We start from the raw sequence: 20,333 nt of genomic DNA, 5'->3' as shown, positions 1-20,333 counted from the left end.
CTCCATATTAGTTGGTTGTGGTTAGCGGTATGAGGGTGTTGCAGCACCTTCATATCGCGAATTCTTCTTTAAATTCTCTTTGAAACTTCCTTTGCCATTCGGCGTAATTTCTGATGCTCATTATACAGGACTGAATATAAATACAGCAGTTTTGGGTGGGGGAAATTTTGAATTTGCGAGGGGGATTCAGGATATAGGATGAATTGCCTGTATAGGATAATTTTTTTTGAGAACGTGGGAATGATTTAGGCGAAGAAGGCGCCTAATGGCGCCCTCGATTAAAGCTCTTCAATATCATTCAATACTCTTATCAAAGAACGACCAATTGCAGCAGCCATATTAACAGGAACTGCATTTCCAATTTGGCGATAGATAGCACCTAAAGATCCCTTAAATTCCCATTCGTCCGGGAATGTTTGAATTCTAGCATACTCTCTTATTTGGAGAGGCCGAGTTTCGAATGGGTGGCATCGCTCCGTTTGTTTCTGCGCAGGGGACGTTGTTAGAGTTAAACTAGGTTCATCAAGTGATAACCGGCGTGCCATACCAGTTTTCCCACCGCCTAAAAAATAACTTCCCTGCATATATTCTCTTTGCAGCTCGTCGCTAAGATCGCGCCAATAACCTCCTGGAGGCACCATTGACATTATCTCTTTTTTTCTGAGAGGATAAACTTGCCCTGCAGATTCAGGTACATCTTGCTCATAAAGGATCCCCGCATAAAATGCATCACGCAGCGTTAGCACTTTATTATAAGCAGAAGGCCAATTAAATTTTACTTTGTCAGCATAATCTTTTCGTATACCAACTAAGATTAAACGCTCACGTTTTTGTGGAACTTTATAAAAAATAGCCTTAAGGACTCGTGGCTCAATTAAAACGTACCCTAATTCTTCTATTACTTCTTTAATAGTTTCTAGGGTTTTACCATTTTCATGAGTTAAAAGCCCACGAACGTTCTCAGCCATGAATACCTTAGGGTTTAGTTCCTTTACAGCTCGAGCAAATTCAAAAAACAATGTTCCTCGAGTATCTTCAAACCCCAATTTTTTACCCGCATATGAAAAAGCCTGGCATGGGAAACCACCGGTCAAAATATCAACAGATTCGGTTATTGACTCAAAATTAATGTTAGCTATATCACCTTCAACGACATTCCAGTGTGGTCGGTTGTGTCTAAGTGTTGCACAAGCTGACTTATCAAGCTCATTGAGAAAAATACTGTTAAAACCAGCCTTTTCGAGCCCAATAGCCAATCCTCCAGCGCCAGCAAAAAGCTCTACTAATTTGTAAGGACGCTTAGGGGTTATAGATTCTTCTTTAGCCCAATCACTCTCTATTAGTTGATTTACCTCAGGAAAATGAGATAAATGCTTTCTATTAAAATAAAGTTTGTTATCATCAGAAATGATATGTGGTACTAAAATACCTTTAGAGACCCATGCATCGAGTGTACGTTTTGACTCAGACAAAACATCAGCGAGAACCTCCAAAGAGAGAAGCTCACAATTAGCATAGGGTGAAATTTCTTGGACATCAGACATTTGACGCTTCCAATTACAGTTAAACACTGGGTTAGTATACAGTAGTAATTCATGTTTGTTTAGTTTTTTTACGTTAAAAACACAGAAAAAAGAGGAAGATATGGAAGATAAAGCATTTATTCTAGAACAAGTTAAACAATGGTTTAGCCAATCGATAGCTGCAAATCATATTAAAAACACCCTAAAATTAAAAAAACCAAAAGAATTTGATATTAATCCTTTTCTTTCGATTTACCTAGCTAAATTTTTAACAGGAGACGCTAGTGCACACAGTATCGCAAAAGCACTAGTATTACCAAGAGTTCTTGGTACTTCTATTACGACATCATTTGGTCAAAATATGCAAAGCTTTATTAGTATATTAAGGCAGTCGTATGGCAGCACAACATCTGGAATAGATATTGAATTCCATGACCATGTAGATGGTAATAAAAAATACTGCCAATTAAAAGCGGGTCCTAACACAATCAATAAAGATGATGTAGAATCAATCGCAGGACATTTCAGAGGTGTCATTAATCTTGCAAAAACAAACAATTTGAGAATACACAGAGATGATATGATTGTTGGAGTTTTATATGGTGAACAATCAGATCTCAGCTCTCATTATAAAAGAATCATGAGTCAATATGACCATCCTGTTATTACAGGAGCAGATTTTTGGTATAGGCTGACAGGTGATGTTGATTTTTATAATGATTTAATTGAAGCTATTACATCCGTTGCAACTGAATCTGATTTTAGTAAGCAACTTGATGAAGTAATCGATGAACTTGCACAAACTGAAACAATTAAATCCTTAGAGAAGCTCTAAACCAGAATTATATAAAACATAATCTATGGGGTCATTTTTTATCATTACGCGAAAATTAAAATGCCCCCTTTCTAACTTCGTGATAGTTAGCACCAATATCGTATGTCATCATATTGATGAAATATCTTATATATGAAAAAATATTTTATATAAAATCAGAATAAACTTTTCAATTTTAAAATGACAATTTATCAAAGTTTATTCCTGAATTTAAAATCAACACGATTACAATTATTTTTTCATTTAATTATGAATAAGTTTTAGTGAAGTTAAAAAAAAAGCCACCCTTAGGTAGCTAATTATTGCATCACTTGGTGCCGAAGGCCGGACTCGAACCTAAGTCTCCATAACCTGCTGTAATCACGTTCCTATTAGCCTTTAAAAGAACAATCGTAGGACCTTTTTGTTCTAGGGGCTATATCTTAAGTTTGATCCGGTGAACGGAATCAAACCTAATATTCGTGACGTCACAAAACACCAACGAGCCATACCTGTCTATAGATGTTTATGGAGGTTTGCTGTGTCGGGAGGGAAGAACGTTTGTCAGTTTTGTGGACGTTAAGTAAACGCCACTGCGTTCGGAATTTGAAACCAGTTAAACCCCGGCAGACTTTGTTTAGAATAACCATTTAACTCAATGTTATTTATATGAATTAAGCCATTTAGCCTCAAAGTGAAACGCCACCGTAACGCATACGTAATGCACCCGTATTTTGCTGTTTTATTTACTCTTATAGAAACAAAGGGCTGATGAAACGTAGGACTATCAGCATCCAATGAATACTGTTCATCCATACAGCATAAAAATTCATAAACTTACACTTGAGCTACTTTCTCAGTTTGTCCCACCGAACCGCTGATACGATACCCCAGTTGCCGCTAGGATTAGGCCTACGCCATTTTGCTGTCTCCATGCTACGAAGATACTCAAGAGCTTCAGCAAACGTGCCAAAACGCTTCTGAGCCGCTTTATCACCTACGGCAAACGAGCCATCACGGGTGCTCGCCAGCCCAGGATGAAAACACGAGCCATCAGCCGCATAGGGAACCAGTAATTCCGGGTCGCTATATTCGAACAAACCAGACACCAACAGTTGCCACGGCTCAACACTCAGAGCGTTAGCCAGCACCTCAATCGCATCCAAAGACGCATTCGAGCCACCACGTTCGATGCGACTCATGTAGCTACGCGCAAACCCACACCGATCGGCAAAGGCTTCCTGACTCAATCCGGTAGCTACGCGGAGCTCTTTTACTCTTTGTCCAAATAGTTTTCTCAGGGTCTTTTTCATGCCCTGAATTTGCGCAAATGTCCACTAAAGAGCCACGCACCAATCGTGACATTTAAAATATAAGGTTTATTATTCTCACAAAACTGTCAGTAACATCTGACCTTTGGGGGAAAATGAAATGGTTAAAAATAAGTCACATATGAAACGTCTTGCTCAAAACCTGTTTGTCCTGTCAGTGGTGGCAGGTTTACCCGCAACCTCCTACGCAGCTGAAAGCCTTGATCAACTGGCGACACGTATCGGTATGGATCACTTCCGGGATGCGATCAAAAAAGGTGACCGCAGCGCTTTCAAAACATTGCCGGCAAAAGGCTACAAAAACGGCCTTACCGGACTACTCATAAAAACTAACACCTATGTTAACCCAGAATACAGCTTTGCGGATTGCGATACGGACACCGTTATTACCTCGGTGCAAGAACACAAAACACTCCCCGGTTGCCGAATATCTCTAAAGCTAGCGACTAAAGATGCTGACGGCAGCTACCACGATAACGGCATTCGCATCGAATATGGTATTACTACCGGCTCTAAAAAGTTTATCGCCAACAATTCAGCATGGGCGCAACATGCTATCAGTGGAGATAAAGTGCTGGAAAGCTCGTTGAAGAGAGATGCTAACGATGATGTCTGCACGGCATGGTCAACGATGGCAAAAAATATTGCCATCGGGCGAGACGAACACAACCCTATTTCCGTTTATCAACAACAAATCGAAAGCCTCAGAGGCAAACCCGGTATCACTGAGAATAATATTATTTTTGCCCATGCCCTTGCTGGCATGGTTTACAAAGATATGGCCGAAAAAAAACCGCAGGAAGTTGAAGTATTAGTTTATCAAACCTGCCAATCAGGTATGTAATCACTGACGATTAATCACGGATAGCGGTAATAGTCGCTCTGGAAACATCGTATTCGCGAGCTAACGCGCTGATACTTATTCCGCTATTCTTTTTCTCAATAATCGCCCTACGGGCTTCAGGGGCGATTTTCGAAGGTCTGCCCAACTTCTTGCCTTCAGCTTTTGCTCGTGACAGTCCCGCTTGAGTTCGCTCAATCAAAAGATCGCGCTCCATCTCCGCAACCGCGGCCAGCATCGACAGCAACAACTTACCTGCTGGGGAGGTGAGATCAGTCGTGCCAAGCTGGTGGACAATAACCTTGATATTGCGCTCTGCCAGCGCCCTGACCGTCTGGAGGACATCAATGGCATCACGCCCCAGTCGGTCGAGTTTCGCAACCACCAGCGTTTCACCGTCGCGAATTTTACTGAGCATTTCGGAGAACGCTTTGCGGTGCGTCGCCGGAACCTTACCGCTGACAACATCGGCATACCAGTAATCAATTTGCCAACCAGCCTGCCCGAGTTCCAGACGCTGGTTTTCAGTATCCTGCTGCGTTGTTGAAACACGCCCGTAGCCAAAAGTTGCCATCGTTTTCTCCTCATCCGGCCCCTGCCAGAAAACGGTGTCAAAATAGGATAGCCTGCCAGAAAAGCCAAGGCTATTTTTCCAACAGTGTGAAAGCGTGTGCTTGGTAAGTGCCGGAAAACGGTCGTTTGTTGGCAGCAACTTTTTGAAGAATCGAAAATACTTACCCTGAGTGCGAGATAATGGCGATATCGCTAACAGTTGAGCTACTTGTCGTCAGGGTATCTACGCTGCCATTCTGATAGCCAAATGGTGCGTTCTCTCATCCAACTAACTAACCTCAGATAAACAAATACCCCGATCCACCATCCAACGAATAGTGCTGTGCCATTGATTACGTAGTAAATAAGGGGCGAAGTTAAAAAGAATGGGTTGAATACGTCAGCAACTGAGACGAACAAAATCGCGAACATGCCAGACAAAATCCAGCCCTTGCCCTCGACGAATAAGGTCAAAGAATACTTAAAGCGAATTGGTCCACGCTTTTCATCGTTCAGATATAATTCCGGGAAGGCATTTTTATGTGAACCAACACCCAAAAGCAGAGAGGCCAGTCCAAGAATAACAAACATCAAGAATCCCCAGACCTGCAAAAGAAAGCAGGAAACCGGGTGTTTCCACTCCCTATCCGTCCAGTCCGCAAACTCGCTGCGAGCCCTATAGAACTTTTTGTGTGTTTCGATGCTTATCCAGTGTTTACGCTTCATGCGCCCCCCAATGCCTGCCTGACATTATGTCACTACGCTGGTGAAGAATACGCGGCTAAGTATGTTCATCTCGACAGACTTATCCAAACGCTCTGAGATAGTGCCACAAATTTCAAACCAATAAATCCACTGCCCCTGATAAAAAACGCGCCACAGGGCTTCCCAGCGCGTTGGATGCGCATGTCACCGCATCTGCAACACTATGTGCTTCGTCTTAAACGCTACAGGTGAGCCGAAACATCCTCTGTATATGAAAAATAGAAGTGTTCTCATACAGTTAGGTTAACATCGATAACTAAGGTTTTTATCGTAAAACTATTGTGCTACGGTGTTCGAAATGTTCTCAAATCTACTCAATTCGAATTACCCTGATGCCGGTTTGAAGTTCCCTTCAATAAGGTCGCACTATGAAGAGTCGAAAATACGTAGCTGCTGAAGCAGACCGCAAATCCTTTAAGGTTTCAGCCGGGATCGATTGGCTGGACTTAAAGATCAGCTTCTCCAGACTGACCCAGCATCGCTACGTTCAGGATGAATTACTTAAAATCACCGGATTAAAACTCTGGGTTAAACCCTGCGGTCTACGTATCTCAAAGTTGTCATCATGCGCCCCCCGTCCCGACAACAACGTTAAAACGTGGGTAAAACCTACGATAAGCAGCACTAACGATACTTTTCGGATTTGCTTCCGTGATCTACTGGCAAACCATGGCGGGAAGCTGGAAGCTGCACTCAAGCAATTGCAAAACCGTTTCCCATTTGCGTGTGAGCCACAAATCGTGGGAGTCGAAGTTTTCTGCGATTTCTGGCATAAACAACGGTCAGTATCAGCGACACGAGCAATGACCTATCGGCTTCAGACAAGCCTGTTTAGTAACGGAACCCGACCAAGGCAATTCAACCCCGCTTCGTGGAAAAATGTCTACCTTTTCCCCGGAACACGTATCACTCCGTATCGAAACTTCAGGACAGGTAACAAGTGGGACAACATCTCGTGGCAGGTCTACCACAAACGCACTGACAACGATCAGAAACTACCTGTAGAAGAGCAACGCGCTCGTGTTGAAGTCACGTTAAAAGGTGCTGCGCTCACTCACTACTCTCTTCACCATCTTAGCGACATGCAGCGCTTTCGATTTGAAACCCTCGCTCACCTGTTCAAATTTCGCAAACCAATTGAGCCTGAAATGATGGCTAACGGTGATATGTTCAGATTTACCGCTATCAACGCAGCTCGTAAGGTGAACGACGCAACAGCCGAGCGCGGATTGCATTCTTTCAATAACATCGGACGAAGGGATAAACGTAGCTGGATGATGGTCAACGGTGACAAGCGCCTGCGGAAAGAAAGCTCTCATCTGGCGGTTGTTAGCGATCTGCAAAACGCCGTCAAGGGTGCGTTACGTCGTCTACACGTTTGAGCCGCAGCCCGTTCCGTTATTCCAAAAAAAAGTGACAATCAGCAGGAAAGAAGCCGCATTCCTGCTGGTCTGGATACAGTTCTCTTAATAACTGTATATATAACAACTCAACTATCAGCTTACACACCTTAGCTATCGGTGTTTGTCGTTTGCTGTTCCCTTCCATCAAACACGAACGGAACGTTTTTTACCTTCTTCATGTTCGCGGTATAAATGCAGCCGGATAAGCTGGGCGAGAGAAAGTGGATCTCCTAGGTTTGGAAGCGACTCTTGCAGGCATAGCGTCCGAAAATTTCCGCGACGGCAAGGCATTCCTTATACTTAACAGTCAGTCATGATTGCATTTTTGACATGGCAGAGTAAGAATATTCTTAATGGTATTTTTTCTCATGACTAAAAACAGCTTAAAGGGTGATATGAACACACGCTTGGTAATAATGTTTTCTGTTAGCGTTATGCTTACAGGATGTGTAAAACACGTCGACCGTTCTCCAAAAGGAGATGTATCCCTTTTGACTTCGAATGAGCTTTGTCGGGCTGCTGGCTATGCTTACGCCACAGGTAATTCTGAACGTTTTTACGCTGCTGTAGCTGAAGGAAAGAAAAGGGATGCAAATCATACAATAGGTATTACCGGACCTGAATGCGGCACGATGAGCAATCTGGGAGCACTTCAGGCTCAACAAGATGCCCAAGAGAATCAATTAGCGCAAGCTCGCTTTGCCTCCGGAATGCAGAACCTTTCAAATACCTTAGCCCAGCAACAGCAGATGCAAATACAGCAACAAGCGGCCTTCGATGCCAATATGCAAGCGACACAAAACAATTATCAATTACAACAACTGAACAACAATATAAGCCAACTTAATAACAACTTAAACAATTGACTTAAGCATATAATTTTGCATCTGGCATCAACACAACATGCCAGCGGAATCGAAAGCATTCAATTTTCAAGGTGATGTATGCCCGTATCCAGTTATTACCAACCCCAACCGGATGGTTATGTGCGCTTTGATTGGCGTGGCAATTCTTTAGAAGGCGAGTTTTTCAGCTATGAGGAGTGTGGTCGAGATATCGATCCAAAATGGGGATACATCCGACCATTTGATAGAGCCATCAGACAACAACTAATCGATAATTTACAAGCAACTCACGGGATTGATCTCCTGACATTCACCTCTCAAGGCAACCTGATCACCTGTGATGCTTTTGTCACCCATAAAGATTTGCAGGCAGCACACCAAGTGATTATAGAGTCATTTGATTTCGTTGATGAATCTGAGCTTACAACTGAGAGGGAACGCATCGGTAACTGCCGGGTAGATTTGATAAGACGCCAATACATTGTCGGCAGCAACCTTAAAGAACCCAAAGAGTCCTTGGACAATCTCAACGCAGAGTTCCTTAAATGGGTAACGCCTTTCTACGAGCCGCTACGGTATAAACGCAAATGGCTAACCAGGCATCGCGAGGGGTTATTTGGTTTTGGCGTGCTCATTGTTTTAGCTGTGCTCGCGTATTTCCATTTTAGCTAAGTAATTAGCGTGCGACTTAGCCAGCTGCGCTATGAGAGCGCCGTATATTCCGCACCATGGATTTCCACAACCTTCTTTAAAAACTCGCCAGAAAGCTTCCCAGCACGTCTGAGTCGCATATTGCAGCTTTGTTTATGGATGGGATGGTCGTTGATTAGTTGTGGCTTCATGGCCCAGCCCGGTTTACTTTATTGCTATCAACAAGTAGCAGCAAAGAGATAGCGCTTTGAGAACCGTCGAGATACTGCAATACACTTTACGCAATGGCAGCGGTGCCGCTTTTCATGCCATCATGCAGGAAATCAGCGTTCCCCTACACTAACGCCACGGGATCCATGTTGTTTCGTTTGGCAACTCGCTTCATGACCCGGATTGCTACTACCTCATTCGCACCTTTGACAGCGCTGAAAAATGGCTGCGGTTCTCAATGCTTTTTACGCAAGCGCTGACTGGCGCAGCGGCCCACGCGAAGGCATTATTCGCAGCATCGAAACCAGCATTAAAGCAGTAATGAATCTACCATCAGAATGTGTAGAAGGGCTGCGGGTGCAATTGTAGGTCATCAAGTCTCACTAAACTCGTTTTGAGCGCCTCCAAATTCAGCACTATAAATCCCCCCCTTAATAAAAAAACGCGCCAGGAAGCGTCCCAGCGCATTCAAGCATCGCTCAACTGAATAGTAACTGACTCAACCTGTTTGTTTGCCACGCTTTCTTCGCAACGCATCTCTGACAGCATCCAGCCCGTCAGGAATGTTGAATTCCGCTATATCAGGTAACGAAAAATCAATTTTCTCCACGACTTCAATCATATGAACTGGTTTGAGGTCTTTGCTATATCGCACTTCCGTTTCAGTTTCGCCGCGCACATGCCCAAGTAGCTGCGCTCGTAATTCTGAGCTAACGCCCTTCTCCTTGAGCAAAGTCGAAACTGAGTGGCGAAAAGAATGGAAAGATTTGCTTCTGTTCCTCTCGAGTTTCAACCGCCCCGCAAGCAACGATTCATTGAACCATGCGGAAACTGGCCTACCATAGCCTTTTGTTTTATGTGGTTTAAGCTCCGGGAAGAGACGAGCATACCCTGCATCTTTTAAGGCGTTCACGTAGTCGATGAAACCGAGACTAATCAGCTTTGAATGGAGCGGAATCTTGCGGCGAGCATTAGCGTTTTTGAGTTTCTTTCCGCTTTCATTATCGCTTTCAAGGTTCAAATAATAGACGCCGTCGTCTGCCAGAACATCACTCAGCAGCAACTGAGCGATTTCATTAACTCGCGCCCCCGTCATCAAGCCCAGCAAAGGTGCCCAATAGTTAAACGGGCAATATTGATGGAATCGCCCTTGCGCATTGCGTTCAACAGTTCCAGCCTCAAACCACGGTAACGAAAAAATCGCTTTAATTTCATGCGGTTCAAATATGTCAGTGTGATCCTGATCTCGCTCATCTTTATCATCGGATGGAAAAAAGTTTTCGCATGGCGATTTCAGTAGCTTACCGTCAGCAACAGCCCACTTCATTGCACCATAAATGCCGTTGATATACTTCCTAACGGATTCCTCAGTCATCAATTTATCGCCGCATTCCGCCGCTTTGGCGATTAACTGATCCAGCGTTTTCACTCCATATTTAGCTTTGACTAAATTACGGTTTGCCGGGATCGTGCGCAGTTTGCTCTCATAAGCCCGGAGGAAATCGCGATCAAAATCTTCCAACTGAATGTCACCCATCGCTTCGATCATAAAGCCGAAATAGTTACGGATATCACTTATAGCCGACTCCGATACCTTGCCCTTGCGCCGATGCTTTAGATATTCAGAACATAACCACGACAGGTTCTTAGTGTAATACTTTCGATTAACATACTCGTTATCGATAGTAGGGGCAGGAGCGGCAAGAGGCACGGTAGGATGAACGCTAGCGACTGGAGGCGTGGTCTTAGCCAGCCAATCAAGCCTTAGGCTTTCTGCATGGACTTTATTGATCAAAAGCGTATCGGGTTTAATTACCGGCCAACCGGAGGTGAAAAACCAACCGCCTTTAGCGTCGCTTCCGGCAGTTTTGAACACCGAAGCTTCTGAATAACCGTCGCTAATAATGTTACGTAAATGCGCTGGTTGCGCAGTGAGTTGCAGATAGCCTTTAGCAACCCCCTCGATACCCTTCTCTTCGCCATAATTAAGAACGTAACTGCCATCAAGCGGGTCTAGCTCAGCCTCAGAGAGCGCTGCAACATAAAAGCCAGCCTGCCCCGTCGCCAGCCAGAATACGGGCAGATTACGGTTCATCACCGCCTGTATTAATTGCGCAACAGGCAACTCAACTGACTGAGCAAAGTTAGAAAGCGAGATCATACCCTCACCAGCAAGCAGCGGGGCGCAGTCACTTAAAGTTCGATAATCCAATTGTTCATACTCTTGTAAGGTCTGATACCAGACCGCCAACAGGAGCGCGGACTTCTGCTTTGCTTCATGAAGATCGTGAGTGCCTGTTGAAGTGTGAATCTCACACTGTCCTGCGTATCGACGAAAACGTTGGGGAACGCTAATGCGGACAACATAAATGCCGCTGGTTCGACGATAGAGTTTATATCGCTGAGACATCGCCTCGTATACCCTTTTGTAAGAGGGGCTACGCGATTTCAAGTAAGATTATGGATTAAATTGTTTTAAAACAATGACTTAGATAAGACTTGGTGCCGAAGGCCGGACTCGAACCGGCACGTATTTCTACGGTTGATTTTGAATCAACTGCGTCTACCGATTTCGCCACTTCGGCACTGAAGGGGATGCGGAAACGTTGTGGATTATACCTGTCGCGCGCCGCCATGCAAGCGGCGACGCGCTAAACCCGCGCTAAGTGCCCAAAAAACCAGCGCCCTTCATCAATCCAGCTCCGAAACCGCCAGCCGAATCACCCTTGCCGCCTTCTGCTCCGGCAGCGCCAGCACCTTCGCCCACATCTCCTGCACCATATCGCAGGAGAGCTTCTCTTTACCCACCGCCTTCTCAGGCATCTCCAGCAGCTGGATGTCCTCGCCGTACTTATCGGCAAGTTCCTTCATAATGGGTCGGACATCCTCGACAGCCGCCTCGCGTTCGGCCGGGGTCACGGTGTGGCTGTTTTTGCCGTAGGCTGCGCGCATCATGTCGGCGTCAGCCTGCATACGGCGGGCCATCATCTGTTGATCCAGCACGCGCATCGGGTTGACGCCGCCTTTCACCGCCGGGTAGAGGAAGCGGAAACAGGCGTCGTCACTCACCTTCTGGATGGCGGCAGTCTGCTCCATGTTGACCTTCATATATTCCACCACGTTGTCGTCCGGGGCATGCTGCAGGCGTGACATCTGCAGGGTCAAAATCTGCGGCTGGATGACGTCGATAATGTGCTGTTCAGACTCGCCCGCTTTCTGCATGGTGAGGATCTGCTCGCGGATGCGTTTCTGGAACGCGGGTTCCTGCTCTTTAATCACCTGCCAGGCGGGCATCGTGTTGAGGGTGGTATCAAGCTGCTGTTCGGGGGTGCGCTGCATACGCTGTTTGTCGAAGTACACCCAGAACGCCACGGCGGCGGCCGCGATGACGACAATGACAATACGGGTCCACGTTTTATTCATCTCGCATCCTTATCCTTTAGCTATGCCGGTTTACACCGGCACGCCACTGTGGAAGCGAAACTCGTTGTCCGGTGTCGAGATAAGTGTGGCTTCAATTTCGCCAAAAAGCTTTATGCGAGGTGAGATATCGTCGTCGCTCACCTGCTGGGCCAGCGTCAGGTAGTCCTGATAATGGCGCGCTTCCGAGCGCAGCAGCGAGAGGTAGAACTTCTGCAAATCATCGTCGAGGAACGGGGCCAGCGCGGCGAAGCGTTCGCAGGAACGGGCTTCGATGTAGGCGCCGCAGATGAGCTTGTCGATCAGCGTCAGCGGTTCATGGGTGCGTACTTCTTTCAGCATTCCTTTGGCGTAGCGGCTGGCGGTGATTTTGACGTACGGAATGTCGCGCGCCAGCATCGCCTCGCGCACCTGCCAGAAGTGGTGCAGCTCTTCTTTAATCAACAGCACCATGCTGTCGATAAGCGCCTGGCCCCAAGGGTCGTCGGTTTTGGGCATCACGCTTTTGCCAATCTGCTTGTGCAGAGCGATGAAGTCCGGCTCCGGGCCGTCGCGGAAGGTGAATTGTTCGTAGGGTTTGAGCCAGTCGAGCAGCGCGTCGGCACCGCTTTCGTCGGCGACGTACTTGCGCACCAGCAGCAGCGCGGTCTGGGCGGCCTTGAGCTCGCACACCATGTGGTCGGTGAGCAGCAGCGGCAGGTTCGCCGGGTCGCGGGCTTGATCAATCCATGCTTGCGGGGTCGGGCACTGGAGGAAGTTGAGTACGGGGGCGAGTATCTGCGGGTAATCCATGTTTAAACCTTGAAAGCGGCAGCATGCACTGCCGCTTGAACGCTATTAGTGACGCACGCCGTCGTCATCTTCGTCGATGTAATCTTCGTCGTCGCCTTCTTCGCCGTCTTCACCGTTTGGATCTTCGAAGTAGGTTCCCCAGCCGTCGTATTCCACGTCGAACTTCTCGGCCAGGTTCATCAGCTGTTCTACCTGCGCGTCGATAAGCTCCGCCTTCAGCGCGCCTTCGCTCAGGATGTCGCAGCAGATGACGGTGTCGCCCTCTTCCACTTCCAGCTCTTCCGGCTCGGTCACTTCGTAACCCAGTTTGAAGGCTTCCACCGCCATTTTTTCCAGCGCGTCGAAATCATCCGCAGAGAAATGGTGCTCGATGGTGTACAGCGCGTCCGGATCGCTACCGTCTTCCAGCAGCTCTTCAATAATCAGACGCGTCTCTTCGCGTTGCTCTTCCAGGTGTTCCGGGTTTGCCATGGCTCAATCCTCTTTAAAGTGCGGCAGATACTTCTATTTTCACACACGGACGTGTTTGCCTCCACCTTTGTGAGAAAGATTTGTTAAACGGGGTTGCAAATGAATAATTACACATATAAAGTGAATTTTAATTCAATAAGTGGCGTTCGCCATGTGAGGATAAAATGTCTGATTTGTACAAGAAACACTTTCTGAAATTGCTCGACTTTACCCCTGCACAGTTCACTTCTCTGCTGACTCTTGCCGCACAACTCAAAGCCGATAAAAAAAATGGCAAGGAAGTACAAAAGCTTACCGGTAAAAACATCGCGCTCATCTTCGAAAAAGACTCAACCCGTACACGATGCTCTTTCGAAGTTGCCGCATTTGACCAGGGCGCTCGCGTCACGTATTTAGGGCCGAGCGGCAGCCAGATTGGGCATAAAGAATCAATTAAAGATACCGCACGCGTGCTTGGCCGCATGTACGATGGCATTCAGTATCGTGGTCACGGTCAGGAAGTGGTTGAAACCCTGGCACAGTATGCGGGCGTGCCGGTGTGGAACGGGCTGACCAACGAGTTCCACCCGACGCAGCTGCTGGCGGACCTGCTGACCATGCAGGAGCACCTGCCGGGCAAAGCGTTTAACGAGATGACGCTGGTTTATGCAGGCGATGCGCGCAACAACATGGGCAACTCGATGCTCGAAGCCGCGGCGCTGACCGGGTTGGATCTGCATCTGGTGGCCCCGAAAGCCTGCTGGCCGGAAGAGAGCCTGGTGGCGGAGTGCAGCGCGCTGGCCGCGAAGAACGGCGGGAAAATAACCCTGACGGAAGATGTGGCGGCGGGCGTGAAGGGCGCGGACTTCATCTACACCGACGTATGGGTGTCGATGGGCGAAGCCAAAGAGAAGTGGGCGGAGCGTATTGCGTTGCTGCGAAGCTATCAGGTGAATAGCCAGATGATGGCGCTTACCGGCAACCCGAACGTGAAGTTCCTGCACTGTCTGCCGGCATTCCATGATGACCAGACCACGCTCGGCAAGCAGATGGCGAAAGAGTTCGACCTGCACGGCGGGATGGAAGTGACGGACGAGGTGTTTGAGTCGGCGGCGAGCATCGTGTTCGACCAGGCAGAAAACCGGATGCATACGATTAAGGCGGTGATGGTGGCGACGCTTGGGGAGTGATCCTCTCTCTCACTTTGAAATGGTGATTATCTGCTGAATTAATTTTCAGCAGATAATCATTTCCAGTCAATTGGCATAAAAAATTCATTTTCCTGACACTTCCCAGAGATACACATCAACCATAATATGTATTTATGATTTTATTAGCCATTATTTATTGGATAGATAATTGTTAATATTAACTCATTATCAATTACAAAACATTGTATATTAAAGGCGTAATATTTCCTTATTGCTGCATTTCGTTAATAAGGATTATTTATGTCATGGAATAAGCACGAAGCTGTGTCATATGCCCGCAGCCACTCACTAACCCATACTGGACACTATTGCGCCCACGCAATCGCCGCCGCTATTCGAGCCGGAGGGCTTAAAATCGAAGGGGCAAACGCTAAGGATTTCTGGCGTTCTCTTGAAAAAGCAGGGTTCACAAAAGTCTATGGCACTCCCATAGAGGGGGATATCGCTGTAATTGATGCTTTGCCCGGCCCGGATCAGTACGGGCATGTCTGTATTTACGATGGCGCTGGAACCTGGTATTCAGATTTTAAACAGAGAACACTGTACCCGGGACCAACGTATCGCCAACTCCAGCCAGCCGTAACCTTATACAGGCATTATTAATATGAATAAGCTCATCTTAATTGTATTATTCAGCACAGCAGCATTGGGGGCCGAAGATTTTCAGATACCGATGCAGCGCGCCCTTGAGTTTAATCGCTGGTACATCAGACAAGTGAACAACGATCATTATCCCATTCAACAGGGAAATGAAATCGATAAGTTCGTTACGGCCAGCACCATGAAAAAATTACGTCATGCAGACGATCCCCGTTATGCCGACGCTGAATTTTACGAGGCTGATTTTTTTATGAAATCACAGTATATCGGCGAGGACTGGGCTGAGAATGTTGCCATTGCTTCGTATGATTATGACCCGGTCTGTGTAAACGTGAATATCACGTTTGGCAAAAAGACTCAGCACACAGTTATTGATTGCATGGTTAAAGAAGATGGGCTCTGGAAAATCCAGTCTGTCGCCGCTCGGGATAATAATTGATGCCCCCCGCTAACAATAATGTTGTCGCCTTTCTTGGCGGGTGGCGCTGTGCTTAGCCGGCCTACAAAACCCGTAGACCCGTGCAAGCGAAGCGCCGCCGGGCGAATCAAGCGGTGATGCGGCCTGATGTCCTCACCCTCTCCCAGGGGTTGACAGTCCCTGGTGAAGGGAAATTACTCAACCAGCATTTTAACGACCACCTTCCGCACCTTAGCAGGTTCCCCAACCGCGCACAGCGGTTTATGCACTTCTCCCGGCCAGAACACCACAAAATCCCCTTCGCTCAGCACCACTGTTTTCTCCTGCCCACCTTCCGGCAGAAACGCGATGTCTTTATCCGCCAGCCAGTCTGTGTCCGGTGTGCCGTGCGGCAGAGTGCTGAAGGTCATCCCTTCTTGCCCCTTCATAATGATCTGGATGTCCAGATAACGTGCGTGGTACTCGGCTCGGCGCTCGGCAAACGGCTGGGTCATGTCTTCCGAGACCAGATAAAACAGGTTGTTGCCGTCAATATCGTGCTTGCCCTGCGGAGTGGCGTCGGTGACGTGGGCTTTAACGTGTTCAATGGCCTGGCGCAATTCGTCAGGGAGCCAGGATTGCAGATGGTGGATGTTGCCGATAATCATAAACCAACCCTCAATATAAAACATCGTTTCATTTTCATCTTTTATACGAGAATTCTCACTGCCATACCACCGCTTTCTCGACAGGTTTTGCGCCAGCGCATGTTTATCGGGAAATATGTTAATTTGCTGTTAAGCCCTCGCAGGCATTTATGCAGTCGTTATGCATAACCTCAGATCTTCATTGTCACGGCATCGCGCTAACTCACTGATCGTATGGCGTTAACAACAAAACTCTCTTCATGCTCACACTTTATCATTTTGATAATTTGCTATTAAATCCCATAATTATTTATTGATTTTCCTTAAGGTAAAAATAGTTAATTGCTAATACTGCATAGTCATTCCGTTAATGATTTTTATTCGTTTAAAATCAACATGATAACAAAATATTTCAAATGATTAAATTCCACAAAATAATAACAACTCCAAATAACCCCAGCGTATCCTGCTTAGCTATTCACCCGGCAATTATATCCAATTAATCATTATCTGATGCGAATCATGCAAATGAAAACAAACCGCTTAATATCCGGTTTCACGTGAGCAACATCACAATACGGATTATTTAACCGCCTAGTATGAACCTCGAAATCAATTGAGCTTAGTCGCCATGAAAATAAACACATCACATGGCACATGCCCTTTTTATTCTGAAAAAAGTTAAAGGAATAATTATGGAAAAGCATTACGTCGGTTCTGAAATTGGTCAATTGCGTAGCGTTATGCTGCACCGTCCAAATTTAAGTCTGAAACGTTTAACGCCGTCGAACTGTCAGGAATTACTCTTCGATGATGTGCTCTCGGTTGAACGGGCGGGTGAAGAGCACGATATTTTCGCAAACACACTGCGCGAGCAGGGTGTGGAAGTCTTGCTGTTGACCGACCTTCTCACTCAAACGCTTGATATTGCAGAAGCAAAAGCCTGGCTCCTCGAAACCCAAATCTCTGACTATCGCCTCGGGCCAACCTTTGCAGGTGATGTGCGCGGCTGGCTGGCGGATATGCCGCACCGTGAACTGGCGCGCCGGTTAAGCGGCGGATTAACCTACGGTGAAATTCCGGCAGCCATTAAAAATATGGTGGTGGATACCCACACGGCGAATGATTTTATTATGAAGCCGCTGCCTAACCATTTATTTACCCGCGATACTTCCTGCTGGATTTATAACGGCGTGTCCATTAACCCAATGGCTAAACCGGCTCGCCAGCGTGAAACCAATAACCTGCGGGCCATATATCGCTGGCATCCTGCGTTTGCCGACGGTGATTTTATTAAATATTTCGGCGACGAGAATATTAATTACGATCACGCGACATTAGAAGGTGGTGACGTATTAGTGATTGGACGCGGCGCGGTATTAATCGGCATGTCAGAGCGCACAACGCCACAGGGTGTGGAATTCCTTGCTAATAGCCTGTTCAAACACCGCCAGGCCGAGCGCGTGATCGCCGTTGAATTGCCAAAACACCGCTCCTGCATGCACCTCGACACCGTGATGACCCACATCGACGTGGACACCTTCTCCGTCTACCCGGAAGTGGTGCGCAAAGATGCCCAGTGCTGGACGCTCACCCCGGACGGACGCGGCGGTCTGCTGCGTACTCAGGAAACCGACCTGCTCCACGCCATCGAAAAAGCCCTCGGCATTAACCAGGTGCGCCTGATCACCACCGGCGGCGATGCCTTTGAGGCCGAACGTGAACAGTGGAACGACGCCAATAACGTTCTGACCATCCGCCCGGGCGTGGTGATTGGCTACGAGCGCAACGTCTGGACCAACGAGAAATACGACAAAGCGGGCATCACCGTGCTGCCGATCCCAGGTGACGAACTCGGACGCGGTCGCGGCGGCGCGCGCTGCATGAGCTGCCCACTGGAACGTGACGGAATTTAAAGGAGTCATCATGGAACGAAAACCCACTCTGGTTGTGGCGCTTGGCGGTAACGCGTTGCTGAAACGCGGCGAACCGCTGGAAGCGGAGATCCAGCGCCAGAACATCGAGCAGGCCGCCCGCACCATCGCCGGGCTGACGGAGCAGTGGCGCGTGGTGCTGGTGCACGGCAACGGCCCGCAGGTCGGACTACTGGCGCTGCAGAACAGCGCCTATGACAAAGTCACGCCCTACCCGCTGGACGTTCTCGGCGCCGAAAGTCAGGGGATGATCGGCTACATGCTCCAGCAGGCGCTGAAAAACAATCTTCCCCAGCGCGAGGTGAGCGTGCTGCTCACCCAGGTAGAGGTGGATGCCGCCGACCCAGCGTTCCGCAACCCGACCAAATATATCGGCCCGGTTTACAGCGAAGCTCAGGCGAAAACGCTGGCCGCGGAAAAAGGCTGGGTGTTTAAGGCCGACGGCAGCTACGTCCGCCGCGTCGTTCCCTCCCCGCAACCCAAACGCATCGTCGAGAGCGACGCGATTACGGCGCTTATCCAGCGCGATCACCTGGTGATCTGCAACGGCGGCGGCGGGGTTCCGGTGGTGGAAAACGCCAACGGCTATCACGGCATTGAGGCGGTGATCGACAAAGACCTCTCTGCCGCGCTGCTGGCGCGCCAGATCGAAGCCGATGCCCTGCTGATCCTTACCGATGCCGACGCGGTGTATCTCGACTGGGGCAAACCGACCCAGCGCCCGCTGGCGCAGGTGACGCCGGAACTGCTCAGAGGCATGCAGTTCGACGCCGGTTCGATGGGACCAAAAGTGGCCGCCTGCCGCGAGTTTGTTGAAACCTGCAACGGGATTGCCGGGATCGGCGCGCTGGCTGACGGCGCGGAGATCCTCGCGGGCGAGAAAGGCACGTTGATTCGTAACTAATTCAAATTTCAAAAAGGATTTACCCATGACCATCAACCTGAAAAACCGCAACTTCCTGAAACTGCTGGACTATACCCCGGCAGAAATCCAGTTCCTGATCGACCTTGCCATCGAACTCAAGGCCGCCAAAAAAGCCGGACGTGAAAAGAAAACCCTGGTCGGGAAAAACATCGCCCTGATTTTTGAAAAAACCTCCACCCGCACCCGCTGCGCCTTTGAAGTCGGCGCATTTGACCAGGGCGCACAGGTCACTTATCTCGGCCCAAGCGGATCGCAGATCGGCCATAAAGAGTCGATGAAAGACACCGCCCGCGTGCTGGGCCGTATGTACGACGGCATTGAGTATCGCGGCTACGGTCAGGCCATCGTTGAAGAGCTGGGCGAGTACGCGGGCGTACCGGTGTGGAACGGTCTGACCGACGAGTTTCACCCGACCCAAATCCTCGCTGACCTGATGACCATGCTGGAGCATGCGCCAGGTAAAACCCTGCCGGAGCTGAGCTTTGCCTATCTGGGTGATGCGCGGAACAACATGGGCAACTCCCTGATGGTCGGTGCAGCCAAGATGGGGATGGGTATCCGCCTCGTGGCACCGAAATCTTTCTGGCCGGAAGCAGGGCTGGTGGAACAGTGCCGCGCCATCGCCAAAGAGACTGGCGCGCGCATCACCCTCACTGATGACGTGGAAGAAGGCGTTCAGGGGACTGACTTCCTCTACACCGACGTGTGGGTCTCCATGGGTGAACCGAAAGAGGCATGGGCCGAGCGCGTCAGCCTGATGAAGCCTTACCAGATTAATGCTCAGGTGATGAAAGCCACTGGCAACCCGAACGTCAAGTTCATGCACTGCCTGCCGGCGTTCCACAACGAGCACACCAAAGTGGGCCGTGAAATTGAGATGGCTTACGGCCTGAAAGGGCTTGAGGTGACGGAAGAGGTCTTTGAATCACCGAACTCTATCGTCTTTGACGAAGCAGAAAACCGCATGCACACCATTAAAGCGGTCATGGTGGCGACACTCGGCGACTAATCACCGCCCGGCG

At 48.3% G+C, this 20,333-nt stretch carries 20 protein-coding genes, 1 tRNA gene and 3 pseudogenes; 14 read left to right on the top strand and 10 right to left on the bottom strand.

Annotated elements, in window-relative coordinates; all coding sequences use genetic code 11:
• Nucleotides 1-278: 278 nt before the first annotated feature.
• Complete coding sequence (locus AAHF05_RS02585) at nt 279-1,544, bottom strand: DNA cytosine methyltransferase (RefSeq protein WP_129324102.1); 1,266 nt, start codon at nt 1,542-1,544, stop codon at nt 279-281.
• A 100-nt stretch (nt 1,545-1,644) separates the two neighbouring features.
• Between AAHF05_RS02585 and AAHF05_RS02580 the strand changes: the two genes are divergently transcribed.
• On the top strand, nt 1,645-2,358 hold the full coding sequence (locus tag AAHF05_RS02580) for a PmeII family type II restriction endonuclease (RefSeq protein ID WP_332615413.1): 714 nt from the start codon (nt 1,645-1,647) through the stop codon (nt 2,356-2,358).
• 827 nt (nt 2,359-3,185) lie between these two features.
• On the opposite strand, the gene AAHF05_RS02575 is transcribed toward AAHF05_RS02580, so the two are convergent.
• Nucleotides 3,186-3,650, bottom strand: coding sequence for a helix-turn-helix domain-containing protein (locus AAHF05_RS02575; RefSeq protein ID WP_100126810.1), 465 nt, complete (start codon nt 3,648-3,650; stop codon nt 3,186-3,188).
• A 139-nt stretch (nt 3,651-3,789) separates the two neighbouring features.
• Here AAHF05_RS02575 and AAHF05_RS02570 point away from each other — a divergent pair.
• Nucleotides 3,790-4,257, top strand: a pseudogene (locus tag AAHF05_RS02570) (hypothetical protein); the annotation flags it as partial.
• Nucleotides 4,258-4,522: 265 nt separating this feature from the next.
• Here AAHF05_RS02570 and AAHF05_RS02565 read toward each other — a convergent pair.
• Both AAHF05_RS02565 and AAHF05_RS02560 read right to left on the bottom strand, forming a co-directional pair.
• Nucleotides 4,523-5,083 carry a recombinase family protein gene (locus AAHF05_RS02565; RefSeq protein ID WP_045353128.1) on the bottom strand — a complete coding sequence of 187 codons (561 nt, stop codon included), beginning with the start codon at nt 5,081-5,083 and terminating at the stop codon, nt 4,523-4,525.
• Between the two features lie 203 nt (nt 5,084-5,286).
• Nucleotides 5,287-5,787 (bottom strand): hypothetical protein, encoded by a 501-nt coding sequence (locus AAHF05_RS02560; protein ID WP_047363085.1) that lies wholly within the window; start codon nt 5,785-5,787, stop codon nt 5,287-5,289.
• A gap of 196 nt (nt 5,788-5,983) precedes the next feature.
• On the opposite strand from AAHF05_RS02560, the pseudogene AAHF05_RS02555 reads away from it, so the two are divergent.
• From AAHF05_RS02555 to AAHF05_RS02535, 5 genes and pseudogenes are all read left to right on the top strand, one after another.
• Nucleotides 5,984-6,073, top strand: a pseudogene (locus tag AAHF05_RS02555) (hypothetical protein); the annotation flags it as partial.
• A gap of 121 nt (nt 6,074-6,194) precedes the next feature.
• A complete protein-coding gene (locus AAHF05_RS02550) occupies nt 6,195-7,208 on the top strand; it encodes a hypothetical protein (protein WP_047363087.1) in 1,014 nt (337 codons plus the stop codon).
• A 389-nt stretch (nt 7,209-7,597) separates the two neighbouring features.
• The gene (locus AAHF05_RS02545) at nt 7,598-8,095 is read left to right on the top strand and encodes a hypothetical protein (RefSeq protein WP_127320578.1); all 498 of its coding nucleotides are present in this window, start codon (nt 7,598-7,600) and stop codon (nt 8,093-8,095) included.
• Nucleotides 8,096-8,173: 78 nt separating this feature from the next.
• A complete protein-coding gene (locus AAHF05_RS02540; RefSeq protein ID WP_047363091.1) occupies nt 8,174-8,746 on the top strand; it encodes a hypothetical protein in 573 nt (190 codons plus the stop codon).
• Nucleotides 8,747-9,077: 331 nt separating this feature from the next.
• Nucleotides 9,078-9,304: pseudogene (locus tag AAHF05_RS02535) on the top strand (NIPSNAP family protein).
• Between the two features lie 130 nt (nt 9,305-9,434).
• On the opposite strand, the gene AAHF05_RS02530 reads toward AAHF05_RS02535, so the two are convergent.
• The 5 genes from AAHF05_RS02530 to rraB all read right to left on the bottom strand — a co-directional run bounded on the left by AAHF05_RS02530 (nt 9,435) and on the right by rraB (nt 13,618).
• Nucleotides 9,435-11,345, bottom strand: a complete 1,911-nt coding sequence (locus AAHF05_RS02530; protein ID WP_100126811.1) for a site-specific integrase — start codon at nt 11,343-11,345, stop codon at nt 9,435-9,437.
• Between the two features lie 90 nt (nt 11,346-11,435).
• A tRNA-Leu gene (locus AAHF05_RS02525) sits at nt 11,436-11,520 on the bottom strand.
• 106 nt (nt 11,521-11,626) lie between these two features.
• Nucleotides 11,627-12,358 carry a topoisomerase II gene (locus tag AAHF05_RS02520; protein WP_129324104.1) on the bottom strand — a complete coding sequence of 244 codons (732 nt, stop codon included), beginning with the start codon at nt 12,356-12,358 and terminating at the stop codon, nt 11,627-11,629.
• A 30-nt stretch (nt 12,359-12,388) separates the two neighbouring features.
• A complete protein-coding gene (miaE, locus tag AAHF05_RS02515; RefSeq protein WP_129324105.1) occupies nt 12,389-13,147 on the bottom strand; it encodes a tRNA isopentenyl-2-thiomethyl-A-37 hydroxylase MiaE in 759 nt (252 codons plus the stop codon).
• A 45-nt stretch (nt 13,148-13,192) separates the two neighbouring features.
• Entirely contained in the window at nt 13,193-13,618 is a 426-nt protein-coding gene (gene rraB, locus AAHF05_RS02510) for a ribonuclease E inhibitor RraB (RefSeq protein ID WP_025759886.1), read from the bottom strand.
• 99 nt (nt 13,619-13,717) lie between these two features.
• Here rraB and AAHF05_RS02505 point away from each other — a divergent pair, with 99 nt between their 5' ends.
• From AAHF05_RS02505 to AAHF05_RS02490, 4 genes are all read left to right on the top strand, one after another.
• Nucleotides 13,718-13,813 carry a hypothetical protein gene (locus AAHF05_RS02505; protein WP_213014347.1) on the top strand — a complete coding sequence of 32 codons (96 nt, stop codon included), beginning with the start codon at nt 13,718-13,720 and terminating at the stop codon, nt 13,811-13,813.
• Nucleotides 13,783-14,787 (top strand): ornithine carbamoyltransferase, encoded by a 1,005-nt coding sequence (gene argF, locus AAHF05_RS02500; protein WP_129324106.1) that lies wholly within the window; start codon nt 13,783-13,785, stop codon nt 14,785-14,787. Before AAHF05_RS02505 ends, argF (AAHF05_RS02500) begins: the two co-directional genes overlap by 31 nt.
• A 261-nt stretch (nt 14,788-15,048) precedes the next feature.
• Nucleotides 15,049-15,411, top strand: coding sequence for a CHAP domain-containing protein (locus tag AAHF05_RS02495; RefSeq protein WP_129324107.1), 363 nt, complete (start codon nt 15,049-15,051; stop codon nt 15,409-15,411).
• 1 nt (nt 15,412) lies between these two features.
• A complete protein-coding gene (locus tag AAHF05_RS02490; protein WP_129324108.1) occupies nt 15,413-15,847 on the top strand; it encodes a DUF3828 domain-containing protein in 435 nt (144 codons plus the stop codon).
• A 173-nt stretch (nt 15,848-16,020) separates the two neighbouring features.
• Here the strand turns inward: AAHF05_RS02490 and AAHF05_RS02485 are convergent, their stop codons facing one another.
• The gene (locus tag AAHF05_RS02485) at nt 16,021-16,473 is read right to left on the bottom strand and encodes a YhcH/YjgK/YiaL family protein (protein WP_129324109.1); all 453 of its coding nucleotides are present in this window, start codon (nt 16,471-16,473) and stop codon (nt 16,021-16,023) included.
• Nucleotides 16,474-17,147: 674 nt separating this feature from the next.
• On the opposite strand from AAHF05_RS02485, the gene arcA reads away from it, so the two are divergent.
• From arcA to argF (AAHF05_RS02470), 3 genes are read left to right on the top strand one after another with little or no spacing between them, the layout of a single operon-like run.
• Complete coding sequence (arcA, locus tag AAHF05_RS02480) at nt 17,148-18,368, top strand: arginine deiminase (protein ID WP_008501384.1); 1,221 nt, start codon at nt 17,148-17,150, stop codon at nt 18,366-18,368.
• Nucleotides 18,369-18,378: 10 nt separating this feature from the next.
• Entirely contained in the window at nt 18,379-19,290 is a 912-nt protein-coding gene (gene arcC / locus AAHF05_RS02475) for a carbamate kinase (RefSeq protein WP_129324110.1), read from the top strand.
• Nucleotides 19,291-19,315: 25 nt separating this feature from the next.
• Nucleotides 19,316-20,320 carry an ornithine carbamoyltransferase gene (gene argF / locus AAHF05_RS02470; protein ID WP_129324111.1) on the top strand — a complete coding sequence of 335 codons (1,005 nt, stop codon included), beginning with the start codon at nt 19,316-19,318 and terminating at the stop codon, nt 20,318-20,320.
• The last annotated feature ends 13 nt before the right edge of the window (nt 20,321-20,333 follow it).

Source organism: Enterobacter adelaidei, from assembly GCF_041937165.1.
In the GTDB taxonomy this organism is placed as follows: domain Bacteria; phylum Pseudomonadota; class Gammaproteobacteria; order Enterobacterales; family Enterobacteriaceae; genus Enterobacter; species Enterobacter adelaidei.
The sequence above is the reverse complement of the archived record's forward strand: the minus strand, read 5'-3'. Positions and strand labels throughout refer to the sequence as shown.